Raw genomic sequence first — 16,439 nt, 5'->3', positions numbered from 1 at the left:
ACCGCGTGCCATAAGCCGGAACCATGGAGCGGCGCGTGGGGCGTCATGTTGTGAGCACCGGGTCACGTTTTCCGGTTTGACCGGGCCGGCCGGCCACGGTGGGGATGATAGGGTTCCCCCGGTTACCGTTTCACTGAACCCGCGAGGAGAAACCCGTGAAAAGAACAGGCATCGTGACGTGTTTTCTGATGGGGCTGGCAGGGCCGCTGACCGCCCAGGCCGCGGACCGAGTTGATTGCATGAAGGTCACTAAGGCGGTCTCCGACATGCAACTGGCGTTGGCCGGGATGGGCAATCTGAATGAAACCCTGGCGAAGCTCGAGTCGGCCGGCGATCAGGTCCCCGCCATGGAAGAGGCCCTGAGCGGCATGCATGAAGTGGTGGCCAACGCGGATTCCGACGCGCCCCTGGAAACCATGGACATGGACGCGTTTGATCGCGCCGAAGCACGGTATGAGAATAAATACCGGCAAGAATGCGATGGCGCCTAGGGAGCCTCTGAATAACGCCTTACGTGCTCAGCGTGGCCTGAAGTGCGCAGACGCCGTGTCTTGTCTCGACGGACAGGGTGGCTCCCTTTCCAAGAGGCAAGGCGCGGCGGCTGTGCACTTCAGGCCGCGCCCTGCGGGGCTTACAGGCTGGCCCACACTCAGCGTTCCCCTTTTTCGACAGGCAACCAGCCTGCCTTCAAAAGGGCGCCTTGATTGTGAGCCAGCCTGTAAGCCTGAGTACGCAAGGCGTTATTCAGAGGCTCCCTAGCACTATTTCCTGAAGAATAAAAACGCCGACCGCTCGAACCTGGTGCGCGGGACCGTTCGCGCACCGAAAGCGTTCACTGGCCATTTCTCACGGCGAACGCTAACTGGTTCCAATTTCAGAATGACGAGTTGTGACCTGGTTAAAAAAAAAGGGGACGGTCATCGTTAGTTAATGGAAAGGATTGCAATGCTTATCTAAGGTCCCTCCCGCGAGGATGGAGGGACCTTACGATGTATCGGCCATGGACAATTTGTGTCGCCCTGTTGGCGATCGTCGGCTGTGACAACGCCACGGACGCGTCGGCGGAGGCCGAAGGCGGCGGTATCGATCAACCGCGCGGCGGCTATCAGGTCGCGCAACGATGCAATGGTCTGGGGCCGGCTTCGCTGGACCTCACCGCGACGGACAAAAGCAGCAACTACCGCCTCCTGGTGCGAGGTGGCGAGCAAGAACCTCGCTACGCCGCCGTCGATGACCTGGTGGTGGGCCCCTCCTGGAGCGACGATTACAGCACCATCGAGACCGCGTCCGACGGCTTGCCCCTGTATGAATGGCGCGCCCAGCTTACCAAGGAACCGGGCTGGCTCGATGACGGCACCGGCAAGAAAGCGCTGCCGGACGACGTCGAGATCGCCTATGACGCCGACGAAGACCAATTCTTTTTCGAGAGCGGCTGCGGCGAGAACAAGCGCGCCGCCAACCACGCTTACCAGCATACCGAATCCCGGCTGGTCCTCCGGTCCCTGAATCTCGCCATGGCCGAGGCGCGCGAGCGGCTCTATCAACAGGCCAACCACGACTACATCGAACATCGCGGCGAGTATCTGGGCCGCTCCGGTGCCGATGGCGTCAGTGAAGGCCATCACGATCGCAATCGACTTCTTCTTAACGTGGCCGCGCTGATGAAAGCGGACGCCGCGGATGACGTGCCGGGGCTGGCCCGGCTGGTGGCGGAGCACAGGCCGGCGGACGACGCCGAAGCGCGACGCTACCGACAGGAACTGCCGGCGTACCTGGGCGCCGCCGCGACGGCACACGCGCGCTGGTACATCGACGCGGCCGACATCCGCCTGGACTGGTTCCACGGAACCTACCCGGAGGGGGAAGCCGCGATCCGCGAGGGCATGGCTAATTTGCAGGACGCCTACCTTCGTCTGGCAGGAGAGTAAGCGCCTCGGCGCTTGAAAAGCAGCCTTTTCACCGCCGGCTGGCCGGTGATTCTCAACGATCCAAAAGAGAGGGGATTATGAAACTTCGCAACCGCCAACTCGGCCAGGGCATGACCGAGTACATCATCATCGTGGCACTGATCGCGGTGGCCGCCATCGGCGTTTACCGTCTGTTCGGCGACACCCTGCGCAACCAGACCGCCGGTCTGGCCCAGGAAATGTCCGGCCAGGACAGCAGCCAGCAGGTCAGCAACGCGCAGCAGGCCGCCGGCGACGCCGCCTCCCAGGCCGGCGAGGAGAAGGACCTGAGCAACTACGGCGACGGCAACCGCAAGTAACGGCACACCGGCGTGCCCGCTCCGGGCACGCCTTCTTCATTGCCGCTGGGGGAAATCATGAAACGCCATCATCAGCGTGGGCAGATGACTGTCTATGTGCTCGTGATGTTGTTCGCGGTAACCGCCGCGGTCTACTTCGTCCACGACGCCTATAACGTCAGCAACGAAAAAACCCGCCTGCAATCCACCGCCGACGCGGCTGCCTACAGCGTGGCGGCGGTGGAAGCGCGCAACCTGAACATCCAGGCCTACGCCAACCGTGCCATGATCGCCAACCACGTGGCGGTGGCCCAGGGCGTCACCCTGGTCAGCTGGACGCGCTGGCTGCACAACACCACGCGCAATATTTCGCTGGTGACCAAATGGATTCCCTATCTCGGCCAGGTCATGACGGCGCTGGAAAAAATTCTTGATCGCAGCGCCAGCGCCATCGAGCGCGCCATGCGCTTCGCGGTCGCCGGCCTCGACCAGGCGATCCGGGTGCTGGCGGGCCTTCAGGATTTCGCCCACGTGGAAACCCTGGCTCTCGCCCAGCAGGTGTTCGAGGACGTGGTTGAAAAGAACGACGCGCAGGTGGACACCGCCTACACGATCACCTCCCTGGCCTCGTTCGCCCGTGCCCACGCCGATATGGTGGGGCGCTATAACCCGGACCGCGCCTACCCGTATCGCGGCCGGCGCGGGAATCCGGACGATCGCGCCCGCAGTGACGAGTTTCGGAACATCCTCCTGGATAGCCGCGACAATTTCACCACCGAACGCCGAAGCGATCTCCCGGTGGTGGATGTGCTGGGCTTCTTCAAGGTGGAAATCAAAAAGCGCGGTGGCACCGAACTGGCGCGCCGCCGCGATAACCAGGGACCCTATTACACCTGGTCCGCCATCGACACGCTGTCGGTGCACACCTGGATGCTGACGCCGTTCGGCAGGAAGCATGAAGAGATACCGGTGGGCTGGGCGGGTTCGCAAAGCGCGCCGTCGAACACCCGCAGGCTCTATCGTTTCCGGGACATTCACGACGGCAACGATTACTGGGATGACAACAGCCGCGCTTCCCGGCTCGCCGCCGCCGAATACCGCCGGTCCGGAGTGCAGCACAACTACCAGGGCATGCGCCGCTTCAGCGCGCTGAAGAAGGACGGTGTGCTGAACGAGGGCCCGGGCATCATCATCACCCTCACCAAGCCCGGCGGCAATGAAGGGGTCAAGACCGCCTCGGATGTTACCGGCGCCCGCGATCGCATGAAGTTCGGCGGCGAGCAGGACTTCCTGAATGGCCGCATGGCGTCGATCTCCAAGGCACGGGTGGAATTCCACTACCCCAACGATCTGTTTCCGCGCCGCGACGGGCGCCGGGAATACGGTAGTCTCTACAACCCTTACTGGCAGCCGTCGCTGGCGGCGCTCTCCACCGGTGAACGAATGCTGGCGCTGGGAGAGCTGGGGCTATGAAGGCGGCACGTCAAAGGGGCCAGTCCATGGCGGGGTTTCTGGTCGCTTCCCTGTTCATCCTGGTGCCCACCTTCATCGCCCTGAGTTTCCTGGCGAAAACTGGCGACATGAAGTTCCGTGCCCAGGAAGCGTCGCGCTATTCCGCCTGGGAAAAAACCGTGTGGGACGATAATTCGATCACCAAGGGTGACCAGGAACTGGGCTGGGAAGTGCGCAACCGGGTATTCGCCCGCGCCGAGAGCCTGATCGATTCCCAGCATGATAAGACCGACCAGGAAAACCAGCCCCTGGACACCATGGCCTACACCACCTACGGCGAGGGCGGTGGCCGGGAAGTGATGCTCGCCGACCTTGGTGAAAGCAATTCCGGCGTGCAGGTGAGCACCAGCGCGGTGGCGGCCAGCGGCATTCTCGGGCGGCTCAATGGCATGGCCGCCGACGCGCTCAAGCTTCAGGACGACGGCTATCGTCAGGCCTCCGTGGAGGTGGCCTTGCTCAAGCCCGATTCGGATTTCCTGCCCGTGGAACCGCTGTCCCTCAAGACCCGCTACGTGTTGCTCGACGACGCCTGGAACGCCGGTTCGCCACAGATGGCTCGGGAAAGCATTCGGCGCATGGTGCCCACCTCCCTGCTCGACAATGGTGTGATCCGAACCGTGCAGGACATTGTCGGGTTCGTGTTCGACGACCTGGATTCGGACAACTTCGAGCTCGGCAAGGTGGATGTGGGCGTGGCCCCCTGCCAGCGCCTGGCGCCGTATGAACGCGGCAACACCGACGCCCCGGACGCTTGCTAGGAGCCACCATGAAACCTGTTCTGTTCGTGATGACGCTGTTGCTCACCGGTCTGGCGCTGGCCGATGACTGGCCGGACGTGCCTGTGCCCGACGGCGTGAAACGGGAGTGGGTGGCCGACAGCATGGTGTTCAACGGCGTGGCCATGCGTATCTTCACCTTCAATTATCCGCGCGACGTGGAGCAGCTGAAACGCTTCTACACCAAGGCCTGGGATGAACAGGGCCGCGATCACAAGGAAGCCCGCCAGGGCAAATGGTGGGTGCTGAGCAGCCTGCGGGGTGATTACTACACCACGGTGCAGATCACCGACCTGGCCGGCACCACCTACGCCCAGGTGGGCGTCAGCCGCATCGCCGATCTGCGCACCTCGGCGCCGCCCGGCGAAGGCGTGCCGGCACTGCCGCGCAGCCAGGTGATCAGCGACATCACCGCCGAGGACGCGGGCCGGCCGTCGCGCACGGTGATCCTGCGCAATCAGCATTCGGTGGGCAGCAACTACAACTACTACCTGAATCATTACCGCAGCCATCACTGGACGGCGGTGCGCAAGAACCTGGATCAGTCCCGGCGCGGCGCGCGCATCAGCCTGGCCAAGGACGACCGGGAAATGGACATCGTCATCAAGCGGCAAGGCCGCGAGGTCAACGTGATGACCGTGGAGGTGCGCCGATGAAAAGGCGTCAGAACGGGCAGGCCTACGTGGAATACGTGGTGGGCGCGGTATTCGTCGTCGGCGCGTTGTTCGCGCCGGTGTTCGACGGGCAAAGCGCCATCGGGTTTCTGATGGAGGCCTTCCAGGCCAATCAAGAATCGTACATCTGGGCCATGTCGGTCCCTGGCTAACGGGTTCGTGAACGAATGAAGAAATACACCGCAATCATCATGCTGGTGGTGGCCATCGGTCTGGCGGTTCTCGCCGGCTGGCTGGGCCTCACCTATCTGGAGAACCGCGAGGCCTCGATCCGCAGTGAACTGGCCCGCCAGAAGGAGCCGGTGCAGATCGTGGTGGCGTCCCGGGATCTTTACCCCGGTGATCCGGTGGACGGCAGCACCATGGCGATTCGCGAGATACCCCGGGAATTCGTGCCGTCCGGCGCCATCAGCGTCAACCAGTACGACGGCGTCTCCGGTCTGCGGCTGAAGATGCCCATGAAGGAAGGCACCGCGCTGATCTCCGCGTTCATCGCCGGCATGCAGGGCGTGGGCTCCTTCTCGGAACTGCTGCGCCCCGGCGAGCGCGCCATCACCGTGGATGCCAGCCCGGTGGATTCCTCGGAGAACCTGCTGCAGGCCGGTGACCACATCGACCTGCTCAGCGTGGTCGACGAAGGCGGCGCTTTCTACATGGAGAAGCTGCTCGACAACATCACGGTGCTGGCCACCGGGCCGCGCACCATGGCGGACATGGGCTTCGGCGATGACGGCCAGCCTTATTCGTCGATCACCGTGGGGGTGCCGGTGGAAGACGTGGCGAAAATGCTGCGCGCCCGCGCCGCCGGCGAGCTGAGCTTTTTGCTGCGCCACCCGGACGACGAGAAGGTGGCCAACTACGGCCAGGCCCAGGGCCGCGACGGGATCGAGGTGCTCGCCGGCGGCGAGGCCAACAACGGGCAGCTGAACGCCAACACCTACCGCGCCGGCGACCAGGAGCGCCGGTACTGGAACAAACAAGCCGCCGGCCAGGGGCGCGTCTATCAGCTGGCGGAAGGCGCATGGGATACGGAGACGGTGAGTGAAAGCAATGAGAAGTAGCATCGTACTGGTACTGCTGGCCGCCAGCCTGTGGGCGTCGACGGCCACCGCCGCCACCCGCTATATGGATCTGTACGCCGGGGAAGCGCGCACCTTTTCCATGGGCACCATCACCCGCGTGGCGGTGGGCAGTCCCAGCGTCCTCAATTACAAGGTACTCGACGACGGCTCCCTGCTCCTGATCGGCGTGGCCGAGGGGGTGTCCAATGTATCGGTCTGGAAGCGCGGTGGCCGCAAGGACACGCTGGAAGTCACCGTCTCCAGCCTGCCGGTGGACCGCCAGCTCAGTGTGTCCAAGAAACTCGCCAACCTGTTCCAGGGCCTGGAGGTGGAGCAGGTCGGCAAATACGTGGTGTTCAAGGGCCGCGTGGAGCCGCAGTTCATCGACATCATCAAGGAACTCACCGACGAGATGCCGAACTCCATCAACATGGTGCGCGGCGACGGCTTCGAGGTTTCCGAGATGGTGCGCATGGACGTGAAGATCGTCGAGATCGGCCGCCAGGATCTGCAGCGTCTGGGCATTCGCTGGGATGACCAGATCGGTGGGCCGGCCTATGGCGTGCACTCCGCGGCCACCACCAACCCCATTTTCGGGGTCTACAGCAGCGCCGAGAACGAGCTGCCCGGTCAGATCTCCGAGGCCCTGGAGAACGCCAACTTCAATTTCGACAGCTACGACACCCAGCAGTACTTCGGCATCACCACCGGCATCGGTTCCACCATCGAAGCGCTGGCGGAAGTGGGCGACGCGCGCATTCTTTCGGCGCCGAGGCTGGTGGCGCGCAGCGGCGAGGAGGCGGAGTTCCGCTCCGGTGGCGACTACCCGATTCCGGTGATCAACCAGGACGGGTTCATCGACGTCACCTTCCGAGAGTACGGCATCATTCTCAACATTCTTCCGGTGGTGTCCGGCGACGACATCAAGGCCTCGGTGGAAGCGGAGGTCAGCAACATCGACCTGTCCACCCAGGTGAACGGCGTGCCCGGCGTGCTCGTGCGCCGCGCCCTGACCACCATCAACGTCAAGGACCAGGACACCATCGTCATCTCCGGCCTGGTGTCCGGCAACCTGGCCAAGCAAACCCAGAAAGTCCCGTTCCTCGGTGACATTCCCATCCTCGGCAAGCTGTTCAGTTCCACCGAGGACCGCATCGATGAAAGCGAGGTGCTGATCATGGTCACCCCGCGCATCGTCGATGCCCAGGAAGAGAGCAACCAGAAGCTGGTGGAACGGGTGCGCGGCGAAGTGGAGTCGATCCGCAAGGACATGGAAATCGACGCCCTGTTGATGGAGTAGGCGGATGTTCAGCGTTCTGGTCAAAACCAAGAAGGGCACCCTGGTGGGCAGCTACACCTGCGAACGCGGCGAGTGCGTGCTTGGCAAGGACAAGGAAAGCCTGGTGCCGATGGCGGGCTGGAAGGTGGCCGGCTCCCACGCGCGTCTGCAGTGTCGCGAGGACGGTCTCTACGTGATCGACCAGGGCCATCGCACCGGCACCAACGTGAACGGCCGCAAGGTGGAGGAGTACGGTCCGCTGGACGAAGAGGACGTGGTCGAGATCAGCGACTACCGGCTCAACTGCCGTCTGCTCAATACGCCCGCGGAGTTGCGCAAGCCGGCCACCGGCGACGGCCCGGCGGTGACCGGGCCCGCCGACGACGAGCCGCGCTCCCAACGCTATGAGCCGGATGAAACGCCGCGCTCCCGGGAGCACGAGGCCCGCGTCACCCACTGGCGCGAGCGTATCCGTCGCTCGCTGGTGGACTACATGGACCTGCGCCGCGTCAACGTGGCCGACATGAGCGACCAGGAGCTGCGTCAGTTCACCGCCGGCGCCATCGACAAGATCATCCGTGACCAGGACGGCATCGACGCGGACATCGACAAGGAGGAGCTGGCCCGCCAGGTGCTCGCCGAAGCGGTGGGGCTGGGCCCGCTGGAACCGCTGCTGGCCGATGAAAGCATCTCCGAGATCATGGTCAACGCCCGCGACGAGATCTACTACGAGCGAAACGGCCGGCTCAATCAGTCCCGCGTGACCTTCACCGACGACACCTCGGTGATCTCCGCCATCGAGCGCATCGTGTCGCCCCTGGGCCGGCGCATCGACGAAAGCTCGCCGATGGTGGACGCCCGCCTCAAGGACGGTTCCCGGGTCAACGCGGTGATTCCGCCGCTGGCGCTCAAGGGCCCCAACATCACCATCCGTAAATTCATGAAGGAGCGTCTCACCGCCGAGCACATGCGCCGCTTCGGCTCGCTCAGTGACGAGATGGTGGCGTTCCTGGATCTGGCCGTGCGCAGTCGCAAGAACGTGGTGATCTCCGGCGGCACCGGCTCGGGCAAGACCACCTTGCTCAACGTGCTCTCCAACTTCATTCCCGACAGCGAACGCATCATCACCGTGGAGGACGCCGCGGAGCTGAAGCTCTATCAGCCCAACCTGGTGTCCCTGGAAGCACGCCCGGCCAACCAGGAAGGGCGCGGTGCCATCAGCATCCGCGACCTGGTGAAGAACTGCCTGCGCATGCGTCCGGACCGCATCGTGGTGGGCGAGTGCCGGGGCGGCGAGGCACTGGACATGCTGCAGGCCATGAACACCGGCCACGACGGCTCGCTGACCACGATTCACTCGAACTCGCCACGGGACTGCATTTCGCGCCTGGAGGTACTGGTGCTGATGTCGGGCATGGATCTGCCGGTGCACGCCATCCGCGAACAGATCGCCTCGGCGGTGGACATCATCGTCCAGCAGACCCGCTTCGCCTGCGGTAGCCGCAAGGTCACCAGCGTGGCCGAGGTCACCGGCCTGGAGGGCGGCGTGATCCAGCTCTCCGAAATCTACCGTTTCCAGCAAAAAGGCTATGACCAGGAAGGCCGCGTGCGTGGCGATTTCGTCGCCACCGGCGCGATTCCGGATTTCGTCGAGGAGCTGCGCGAGCGGCACATCGACGTGGACATGAACCTGTTCCGTAACCGGGAAGAGGCGCATGACTTTTAGCATCCTGCTGTTCGCATTGCTGCTGGCCGTCAGCGTGTTTCTGTTCGCGCTGATGGGCTACCGCCTGTTCACCCAGGCGGCGGTGCGTTACGAGGAGCGGTTTCGGGAAAGCGCCGAGGCCAACCTCAAGGATCTGTTCATCTTCATCGATCCGCAGAAGCTGTTCCTGTTCAACCTGGGCATTCTGGTGGTATCCGCGTTTCTGATCTGGGCGGTGTCCGGCAACCTGCTGGTCAGCGTGCTGGTGGCGGCGGCGCTCGCCGCCTGCCCGCGCATGGTCTATTCGGTACTGCGCGCGCGCCGCGAACGCAGCTTCAGCTATGCCCTGCCGGACAGCATGGCCTCGGTGGCTTCCATGCTGCGCGCCGGCTCCAACCTGCAATCCGCCCTGGAACTGATGGTGAAGGAATCCTCCGGGCCGATTCGCCAGGAATTCGGCCTGCTACTGCGCGAGCTGAAGATGGGCGTGGACTTCAACGAAGCCCTGGACAATATGCTCGAGCGCATGCCCGGCGAGGACCTGCGCATGCTCACCGCCGGCATGAAGATCGCCCGGGAAGTGGGCGGCAGCCTGGCGGACGTACTGGCGAGGTTGGCTGAAACGCTGCGCCGCAAGCTGGAAATCGAAGGCAAGATCAAGGCGCTCACCGCCATGGGCAAGGCCCAGGGCTATGTGATGGCGCTGCTGCCCCTGGCGGTGGGATTCGCCATCGCGCAGATCGAACCGGAGGCCATGGACAAGCTGTTCACCACCATGGCCGGCTGGGCGGTGTGCGCGGTGATCGTGGTGCTCGAGCTGCTCGGGTTCTGGTTCATCAAGAAGATAGTGTCCATCGATGTTTGAGTCCGGAGCCCTCTACGCCCTGATCGCCGTGTGTCTGCTGCCGGTGGCCTTGATCCTGATGTTTCTGGCGCTCAACCGCGCGCGCAAGGAAGTGGAGCGCGACGAGCGCGAGTTCATGGACCCACTGCCGTTCACGCTGCGCCTGGTGTGGCCGCTGGTGGAATTCTTCGCCCACTATCTGGGCAGCCTCATGCGGGTGGAGCAGATTGCCCGTGGCAACCGGCTGCTGGCGCAATCCGGGCAGGGCTTCATGATGAACGCCCAGCAGTTCTTCGGGCTGCAGGTGGTGTCCTCGCTGCTGTTCATGCTGGGCACCTGGCTGTGTCTGGCCATGCTGGAACACAGCGATCCGCTCTGGGTGTTCCTGGCGGGCCTGCTGGGCTTCGCGCTGCCCTATCTGAACGCCCGGGAAAAACGCAAGAAACGGCGCATTGAAATCCTCCGCCAGCTGCCGGTGTTCCTCGATTACCTGGCCATGAGCATCCAGGCCGGCGCCAACTTCACCGGCGCCATTCGCCACTCCGTGGAAAAGGGCCCGGAAGGGCCCATGAAGGCGGAGCTCAACAAGGTCATGCGTGACATCCGCGCCGGCATGGGCCGCTTCGATGCCCTGCGCCTGATGGCCGAACGGGTCGACGTGGACGCGGTGCAGACCTTCGTCAACGCCGTGGTACAGGCGGAGCGCACCGGCGCCAGCATCGGCGACGTGCTCAAGGGCCAGGCGGACCAGCGCCGCACGGAACGCTTCCAGCTCGCCGAGAAACTGGCCATGCAGGCGCCGGTGAAGCTGATCCTGCCGCTGGTGGCGTTCATCTTCCCCACCACCTTTCTGATCATCGGCTTCCCCATCGCCATGAAGCTCTGGGAGGTGTTCCGGTGAGGGTGTACCTGGACGATCGCGCCACGCCGCTGCGCGCCGAAGCCGCCCTGCATTACCGGCGCCGTCTGGTGGGCCTGATCGGCCGTGCTCGGCTGGCGCCGGAGGACGCCCTGTGGATTCCGCGCTGTCGTTCCATCCATATGTTTTTCATGCGCTTCGCCATCGACGCCGTGTTCCTCGACGCGCACGGCCGGGTGCTGCGCGTGCACGCCGGGCTCAAGCCCTGGCGCACCGCCACTGTCTGGCGCGCTCGCTCGGTACTGGAGCTGGCCGCCGGTACCGCCGCCGACCTGGGAATCAAGGAGAACAGCCATGTACAGATTGTGGCCGACGCTGATACTGGCCGCGCTGCTTAGCGCCTGCGCCACCAGCGCCTCGAACATCGACGGCGAACACAGCGCCAACAAGCTGCGCCGCGCGGAGCAGGCCTACACGGACGGTCTGTTCGTGGAAGCGGAGGCTTACTACCGGGAGCTGGTCAACGACAACCCGGAGCTCTACCAGGGCTGGTTCCGCCTGGGCAACATCTACGCCCGCAGCGGCCAGCTGGATGCCGCCATCACCATGTACGAGCGCTGCCTGGAACTGGACCCGGACCAGGCCCGGGCCTGGTACAACCTGGCGCTGGTGCGCACCCGCCAATCCCTGCGCACCCTGGCCGATGCCGAGCAGCGCTTCGCCGACCAGCCCGCCGATCAGCGCCGGCTCGGCGCCCTGCGCCAGCGGCTGGTGGACGCGCTCACCGCCGACCGGGCGGAGGAGCGGTGATGATGCGCCGGCGCGCGCAACGGGGCCAGGCCCTGGCGGAGATGCTGATCACCTTCGCCTGGGGCGTGCCCCTGTTGCTGGCGATTCTGCAGCTCGGACTGATGTACCGCGCCAAGGCCACGCTGAATGACGCCACCTTCCGCGCCGCCCGCGCCGGCAGCCTGCACAACGCCTTCACCAGCGACATGAAGCAGGAGCTGGTGCGCGGCATGCTGCCCACGATGTACGCGGCGCCCCCCGGCGAATCGCCGAACCTGGCGACCTACACCGCCCGGCGCGAAGCGCTGGGCCGTCTCTACGGGGTCGACGCTCACCCGATCGCCAAGGTGGAAGTAATTTCGCCCACCGCCGCCGGCTTCCGCGAGCTGTCGCGGCCGGCCTGGCGGCTTACCAGCGACTGCCGGCGGCGCGGCTGCCCCAACGGCGGCGACTACCGGGAAGTGGAGGCCGACGCCCGCTACTACGAAATCCCCAACGACAATCTGTCGGAGCGCCCGTCCACCCAGGTGGATGTGAATGGCCGCAAGATCAACGTGCAGGACGCCAACCTGCTCAAGGTGCGCACGGTCTGGTGCCAGGAAATGAAGGTGCCGGGGATCAACAAGCTGATTTGGGAAGCGGTCAATGTCAGCGGCCTGATCAACTCCGGGGACTGGCGCCGCTGCAGCCTGATGCGCGCCGCCGAAGGCGGTTACTACTTTCCCCTGTCCAGCCACGCCGTGGTGCGCATGCAAACGCCGGTGCGCTGCGAAGGCAACCTGCTGAGAAACACCAACTGCAAGAATCTGAGGTAAAGCATGATCAAGCGAATTTCGTCGGCTTTGGCGTTGATGGCTCTGGCCGGTGCCGTGAAGGCGCTGCAGGTGCCGGCCCTGTTCGACCATGAAACGGTGATGGCGCGCACCTACCAGTCGCGGATCAACATCGAGCTGCCAAGTTCGCCGATACGCTATCTGGACAATGAGACGCGCCAGGGCTATGCCTCCGGTGGCGAAGTTCACCTGGTCGGACGGATGCGTCGGGTGGTGCTCGATCATCCCCCCGCCGACAGCGATCTGAGCATCATCGAGCACTACCGTGCCCGGCTCACCGGCGCCGGCTACCGGATCGCTTTCGAGTGCCACCGCGATGAGTGCGGTGATGCTCCCGGCTGGCGGCTGATGTTGGGCCAGGGGGTGATCGGCGAAAGCGGCAGCCAGCATTACCTGCTGGCCCACAAGGGCAAGCAGGCGGAGCGAGGCGACTACGTGGCGGTGTACGTCAACGAAGTGGATGACCTGCCGCGCAGCGTGGCGGTGAGCCTGGAGAACGCGCGCCTCACCCGGGTACTCACCCTGGCCGCCGAACCCGGTGAGCAGCAACTGTTCTTCGCGCTCAACGACAGCCGCCTGAGCCTGGCCGATCTGCTGCGCGTGGACCGCGTGGCCACCGCCCTGCGCGAACAGGACGACCTCCAGGCCGCGGTCACCGGCTACGCCGATGGCGCCGGTGACGCCGCCACCGAAAACGGCCGCGACAGCAATCGCCGGCTGGCCCGGGAACGGGCCGACCGGGTGGCCACCTGGCTCGCCGACCACGCCGACGCCGGCGACCGGGTCGCCAACCACGGCGGCCAGGTCCAGGTGCCGCCGCCGGGCGAGGACGGCCGCCACTGGCGCCGGGTGGATCTGATCCTGGAACAACGGCCCGCGCCGGCCCCCACCCCCCAGGCGGACGCCGAAACGGCGACGCCTCCGTCGGAGCCGGCCCCCACCGGCGACGGCGCAACCCAGCCCCAAGGAGATCAAGACGATGAAACGGATTCGGTTTGACCGCGCACCGGCCCGGGCCGGTATCACCCTCGCCCTGGCCGGCGTGCTGGCCGCCTGTGGCGGCAGCGGCGGTGGCGGAGACGGCGGCGACACCCTGCCGCGCTCGCTCTCCGAAGTGTCCCCCGCCACCTTCGACAGCGCGGAAACCGTGGCCCTGCTGGCGCCGGGTTCCGTCTACGGCAGCACCGTGGGCATGACCGCCGCCGGGCTGTCGCTGTTCGGCATGCTGGGCGGTGATGTGGAGGAGAGTCGGGTAGTGCGGACCCGGGACTGCTCCGACGGTGGCCAGGTGGTTTTTCTCGGCCGTGCTGATGAGGACCTGGGATCACCCTACACCGGTGGTCTTTTCGATGTGGTCACCACCGATGAACAGGGCTGCCAGGAAGGCGACCTGTCCGATCCGTCCGAATCCCTGGAGACACACACCGAGGGCGAGCGCCGCATCGGCTACCCGGTGAACGCCGATCCCGCCAATGCCGATGAGTTCGTGGCCTATGAGCTCTCCGGCGTCAGCCTGGACGACCCCTATACCGCGGTTCTGAACACCGAAAACGGTCCCGTTATGGACTGGTCCCGGTACTGGGATGGCCATATCGAGATACGGCGGGGCACCGCCCAGGACAGCCAGCTGGGCGATGGCGGCGGCGCCACCGAGCTGTACCAGGTGAGCCGCATCCGCAGCGGCGGCAGTGACGGGATCGGCTACGATCTGCAGACCGGCACCAGCGCCAACGACCGCTTCGTGATGCGCTATGACGCGATCAATGACCGTTCCGCCTCCGAGTACCGGGAAGAGCAATACAGCGGCGTGTTCGGCCGACGTTTCCTGGACAGTGACGGCCAGCCCATCGGCGGCGATTGCCCGGTCGGTCGCTATCAGGTCAGCACCGATGGCTTGACCGTGGACCAGGAGCGCGACAAGGACGTGTCTCTGTTCGTGCCCGGTGACACCCAGTCCATCGTTTCCGGCGGGCTGACCATGGAAGACCAGGCGGGCAACACCGCCCAGGTGGAATATGATGGGAATGCCGGTATCGTGACGGTGACGCTGAACAACGAGACGGCCGAGTCATTCACCTATCAGGAATTGAACGACGCCCTGCTGGCGCGCTGCTTTTCGGCGCGCCGCTGATCCGGGGCGCCGTTCGACCTTCACTCAGGAGGGAGGCGCCCCATGAGCATTTACGACTTTCAGGCCCGCACCCTGGACGGCGAGGAGAAAAACCTCGCCGATTTCCGGGGCAAGGTGCTGTTGATCGTCAACACCGCCAGCAAGTGCGGTTTCACGCCCCAGTACCAGGGCCTGCAGAAGCTGTACGACAATTTCGCCGATCGCGGCCTGGAGGTCCTCGGGTTTCCCTGCAACCAGTTCGGCCATCAGGAGCCCGGCGGCGCTGGCGAGATCGGCGCCTTCTGTGAAAAGAACTACGGCGTCGGTTTCCCCATGTTCGACAAGATCGATGTGAACGGGGACGACGCCCACCCCCTGTTCCGCTTTCTCAAGGCGGAGGCCCCCGGCGTGCTCGGCACCGAGGCGATCAAATGGAACTTCACCAAATTCCTGGTGGACCGGGATGGCCGGGTGGTGCGGCGCTACGCGCCCAAGGACAAGCCGGAAAAGATCGCCGACGACATCGAAGCGCTGTTGTAACCGCCGTTCAGCGGCGGGTCAGGCGGAACAGCCCCATGCCCGCCAGCATGGCGGCCACGAACAGCAGCGCCTGGCCATGGCCAGCGCCGGCGGCCACCAGGGCCGGGCCCGGGCAGAAGCCCGCCAGCCCCCAGCCGGCGCCGAACAGCAAGGCGCCGATCACCAGTGGCCGATCCGGCCGGTTGGCGCCGGGCCAGCGCAGCGGTTCGCCGAGCAGGGACCGGCGCCACCGCCGCGACACCGTGAACGCCACCATGCCCACCGCCACGGCGCCGCCCATCACCAGCGCCAGGGAGGGATCCCAGGCACCGGCCAGATCCAGGAACGCCAGCACCTTGGCCGGGTTGGCCAGCTGCGACACCAGCAGTCCAAGGCCGAACACCAGCCCCACCAGAAACGCCACCAAGCGGTTCATCACGCACCTCCCAGCAGATGCCGCGTCACATAGACGGTCAGGAACCCGGCGCCCATGAACAGCAGCGTGGCCACCAGGGAGCGGGGAGACAACCGCGACAGGCCGCACACGCCATGGCCGCTGGTGCAGCCGGACCCGAGCCGGGTGCCGTAGCCCACCAGCAGGCCGGCGACGATCAGCACCGGCGTGGACGCGTTCACCTCCAGGGGCGCCGGGCCGGCGGCCAGGAAGTACAGCCACGGGGAAACCAGCAGGCCGGCGAGGAACGCCAGCCGCCAGCCCAGATCGCCGGACTGTGGCGCCAGCACGCCGCCCAGGATGCCGCTGATGCCGGCGATGCGGCCCATCAGTAGCCATAGGGCGGAGGCGGCGACGCCGATCATCAGGCCGCCGGCCAGGGCGGTCCAGGGGGTGAAAGCGGTCCAGTCCACGGTCATCGGTCGGTCTCCCGGTTCGGACAAAACAGGCCGTGCAGGGTTTGCAGCAGGGTCAGCACGCGCGCATCGGCCACCCGGTACAGGCGCCGGCGCCCCTCGGCGCGGCTGACCACCAGCTCCTGACGGCGCAGGATGCCCAGCTGTTGGGACAGGCTGGGCTGGCCCAGGCCGACCCGGGCCTCCAGTTCCCGCACCGAGCACTCGCCCTGGCTGAGCTGGCACAGCAGCATCAGGCGGTCTTCGTGGGCGAGGGCACGCAGAAAGCCGCAGGCGGCGCCGGCGCCGGCGCCGTCGCGCAGGGCGGCCAGGTCGGCGTCCGTCAGGGTGGGGGCGGTGATCTCGGGCATGGGGTGGGCTCAA

At 65.4% G+C, this 16,439-nt stretch carries 21 protein-coding genes; 18 read left to right on the top strand and 3 right to left on the bottom strand.

Annotated features, from left to right (window positions below):
- The first annotated feature begins 155 nt into the window (after positions 1-155).
- From HMJ39_RS15515 to HMJ39_RS15430, 18 genes are all read left to right on the top strand, one after another.
- Positions 156-491 (top strand): hypothetical protein, encoded by a 336-nt coding sequence (locus HMJ39_RS15515; protein WP_194297984.1) that lies wholly within the window; start codon positions 156-158, stop codon positions 489-491.
- Between the two features lie 498 nt (positions 492-989).
- Positions 990-1,928: a hypothetical protein gene (locus tag HMJ39_RS15510; protein ID WP_228462401.1), complete on the top strand. Its 939-nt coding sequence runs from the start codon at positions 990-992 to the stop codon at positions 1,926-1,928.
- A 77-nt stretch (positions 1,929-2,005) separates the two neighbouring features.
- Positions 2,006-2,266 (top strand): Flp family type IVb pilin, encoded by a 261-nt coding sequence (locus tag HMJ39_RS15505; RefSeq protein ID WP_161382863.1) that lies wholly within the window; start codon positions 2,006-2,008, stop codon positions 2,264-2,266.
- A gap of 57 nt (positions 2,267-2,323) precedes the next feature.
- Entirely contained in the window at positions 2,324-3,718 is a 1,395-nt protein-coding gene (locus tag HMJ39_RS15500; protein WP_194297982.1) for a pilus assembly protein TadG-related protein, read from the top strand.
- Positions 3,719-3,744: 26 nt separating this feature from the next.
- Positions 3,745-4,515 (top strand): hypothetical protein, encoded by a 771-nt coding sequence (locus HMJ39_RS15495; RefSeq protein ID WP_194297981.1) that lies wholly within the window; start codon positions 3,745-3,747, stop codon positions 4,513-4,515.
- 8 nt (positions 4,516-4,523) lie between these two features.
- Entirely contained in the window at positions 4,524-5,189 is a 666-nt protein-coding gene (locus HMJ39_RS15490) for a hypothetical protein (RefSeq protein ID WP_194297980.1), read from the top strand.
- Positions 5,186-5,359: a hypothetical protein gene (locus HMJ39_RS15485; protein ID WP_194297979.1), complete on the top strand. Its 174-nt coding sequence runs from the start codon at positions 5,186-5,188 to the stop codon at positions 5,357-5,359. Before HMJ39_RS15490 ends, HMJ39_RS15485 begins: the two co-directional genes overlap by 4 nt.
- Positions 5,360-5,374: 15 nt before the next feature.
- Positions 5,375-6,268 carry a Flp pilus assembly protein CpaB gene (gene cpaB, locus HMJ39_RS15480; protein ID WP_161382868.1) on the top strand — a complete coding sequence of 298 codons (894 nt, stop codon included), beginning with the start codon at positions 5,375-5,377 and terminating at the stop codon, positions 6,266-6,268.
- A complete protein-coding gene (locus HMJ39_RS15475) occupies positions 6,258-7,568 on the top strand; it encodes a type II and III secretion system protein family protein (RefSeq protein WP_161382869.1) in 1,311 nt (436 codons plus the stop codon). The genes cpaB and HMJ39_RS15475 overlap by 11 nt, the downstream gene beginning before the upstream one ends.
- Positions 7,569-7,572: 4 nt before the next feature.
- Complete coding sequence (locus HMJ39_RS15470) at positions 7,573-9,273, top strand: ATPase, T2SS/T4P/T4SS family (RefSeq protein ID WP_161382870.1); 1,701 nt, start codon at positions 7,573-7,575, stop codon at positions 9,271-9,273.
- Positions 9,263-10,117 carry a type II secretion system F family protein gene (locus HMJ39_RS15465; RefSeq protein WP_194297978.1) on the top strand — a complete coding sequence of 285 codons (855 nt, stop codon included), beginning with the start codon at positions 9,263-9,265 and terminating at the stop codon, positions 10,115-10,117. Before HMJ39_RS15470 ends, HMJ39_RS15465 begins: the two co-directional genes overlap by 11 nt.
- The gene (locus HMJ39_RS15460) at positions 10,110-10,997 is read left to right on the top strand and encodes a type II secretion system F family protein (RefSeq protein WP_228462400.1); all 888 of its coding nucleotides are present in this window, start codon (positions 10,110-10,112) and stop codon (positions 10,995-10,997) included. Before HMJ39_RS15465 ends, HMJ39_RS15460 begins: the two co-directional genes overlap by 8 nt.
- The gene (locus tag HMJ39_RS15455) at positions 10,994-11,353 is read left to right on the top strand and encodes a DUF192 domain-containing protein (protein WP_194297977.1); all 360 of its coding nucleotides are present in this window, start codon (positions 10,994-10,996) and stop codon (positions 11,351-11,353) included. Before HMJ39_RS15460 ends, HMJ39_RS15455 begins: the two co-directional genes overlap by 4 nt.
- Positions 11,310-11,765, top strand: coding sequence for a tetratricopeptide repeat protein (locus HMJ39_RS15450; protein ID WP_161382873.1), 456 nt, complete (start codon positions 11,310-11,312; stop codon positions 11,763-11,765). Before HMJ39_RS15455 ends, HMJ39_RS15450 begins: the two co-directional genes overlap by 44 nt.
- Positions 11,765-12,559, top strand: a complete 795-nt coding sequence (locus tag HMJ39_RS15445; RefSeq protein WP_194297976.1) for a hypothetical protein — start codon at positions 11,765-11,767, stop codon at positions 12,557-12,559. The genes HMJ39_RS15450 and HMJ39_RS15445 overlap by 1 nt, the downstream gene beginning before the upstream one ends.
- Positions 12,560-12,562: 3 nt before the next feature.
- Positions 12,563-13,576: an OmpA family protein gene (locus HMJ39_RS15440; RefSeq protein ID WP_194297975.1), complete on the top strand. Its 1,014-nt coding sequence runs from the start codon at positions 12,563-12,565 to the stop codon at positions 13,574-13,576.
- Positions 13,557-14,708, top strand: coding sequence for a hypothetical protein (locus tag HMJ39_RS15435; protein ID WP_194297974.1), 1,152 nt, complete (start codon positions 13,557-13,559; stop codon positions 14,706-14,708). The genes HMJ39_RS15440 and HMJ39_RS15435 overlap by 20 nt, the downstream gene beginning before the upstream one ends.
- A 42-nt stretch (positions 14,709-14,750) precedes the next feature.
- The gene (locus tag HMJ39_RS15430; protein ID WP_161382876.1) at positions 14,751-15,227 is read left to right on the top strand and encodes a glutathione peroxidase; all 477 of its coding nucleotides are present in this window, start codon (positions 14,751-14,753) and stop codon (positions 15,225-15,227) included.
- Positions 15,228-15,234: 7 nt separating this feature from the next.
- Here HMJ39_RS15430 and HMJ39_RS15425 read toward each other — a convergent pair whose 3' ends face one another.
- Genes HMJ39_RS15425 through HMJ39_RS15415 form a run of 3 tightly spaced genes read right to left on the bottom strand, consistent with a single transcriptional unit; the run spans position 15,235 to position 16,426 of the window.
- On the bottom strand, positions 15,235-15,642 hold the full coding sequence (locus HMJ39_RS15425) for a YeeE/YedE family protein (RefSeq protein ID WP_194297973.1): 408 nt from the start codon (positions 15,640-15,642) through the stop codon (positions 15,235-15,237).
- A complete protein-coding gene (locus HMJ39_RS15420; RefSeq protein WP_194297972.1) occupies positions 15,642-16,079 on the bottom strand; it encodes a YeeE/YedE family protein in 438 nt (145 codons plus the stop codon). Before HMJ39_RS15420 ends, HMJ39_RS15425 begins: the two co-directional genes overlap by 1 nt.
- Entirely contained in the window at positions 16,076-16,426 is a 351-nt protein-coding gene (locus tag HMJ39_RS15415; RefSeq protein WP_194297971.1) for an ArsR/SmtB family transcription factor, read from the bottom strand. Before HMJ39_RS15415 ends, HMJ39_RS15420 begins: the two co-directional genes overlap by 4 nt.
- Positions 16,427-16,439 lie beyond the last annotated feature (13 nt).

Origin of the sequence: Alloalcanivorax profundimaris, assembly GCF_015265435.1 — a bacterium.
In the GTDB taxonomy this organism is placed as follows: Bacteria; Pseudomonadota; Gammaproteobacteria; order Pseudomonadales; family Alcanivoracaceae; genus Alloalcanivorax; species Alloalcanivorax profundimaris.
Note: the sequence above shows the minus strand (reverse complement) of the source record. Positions and strands in the feature narration are given on the sequence as shown.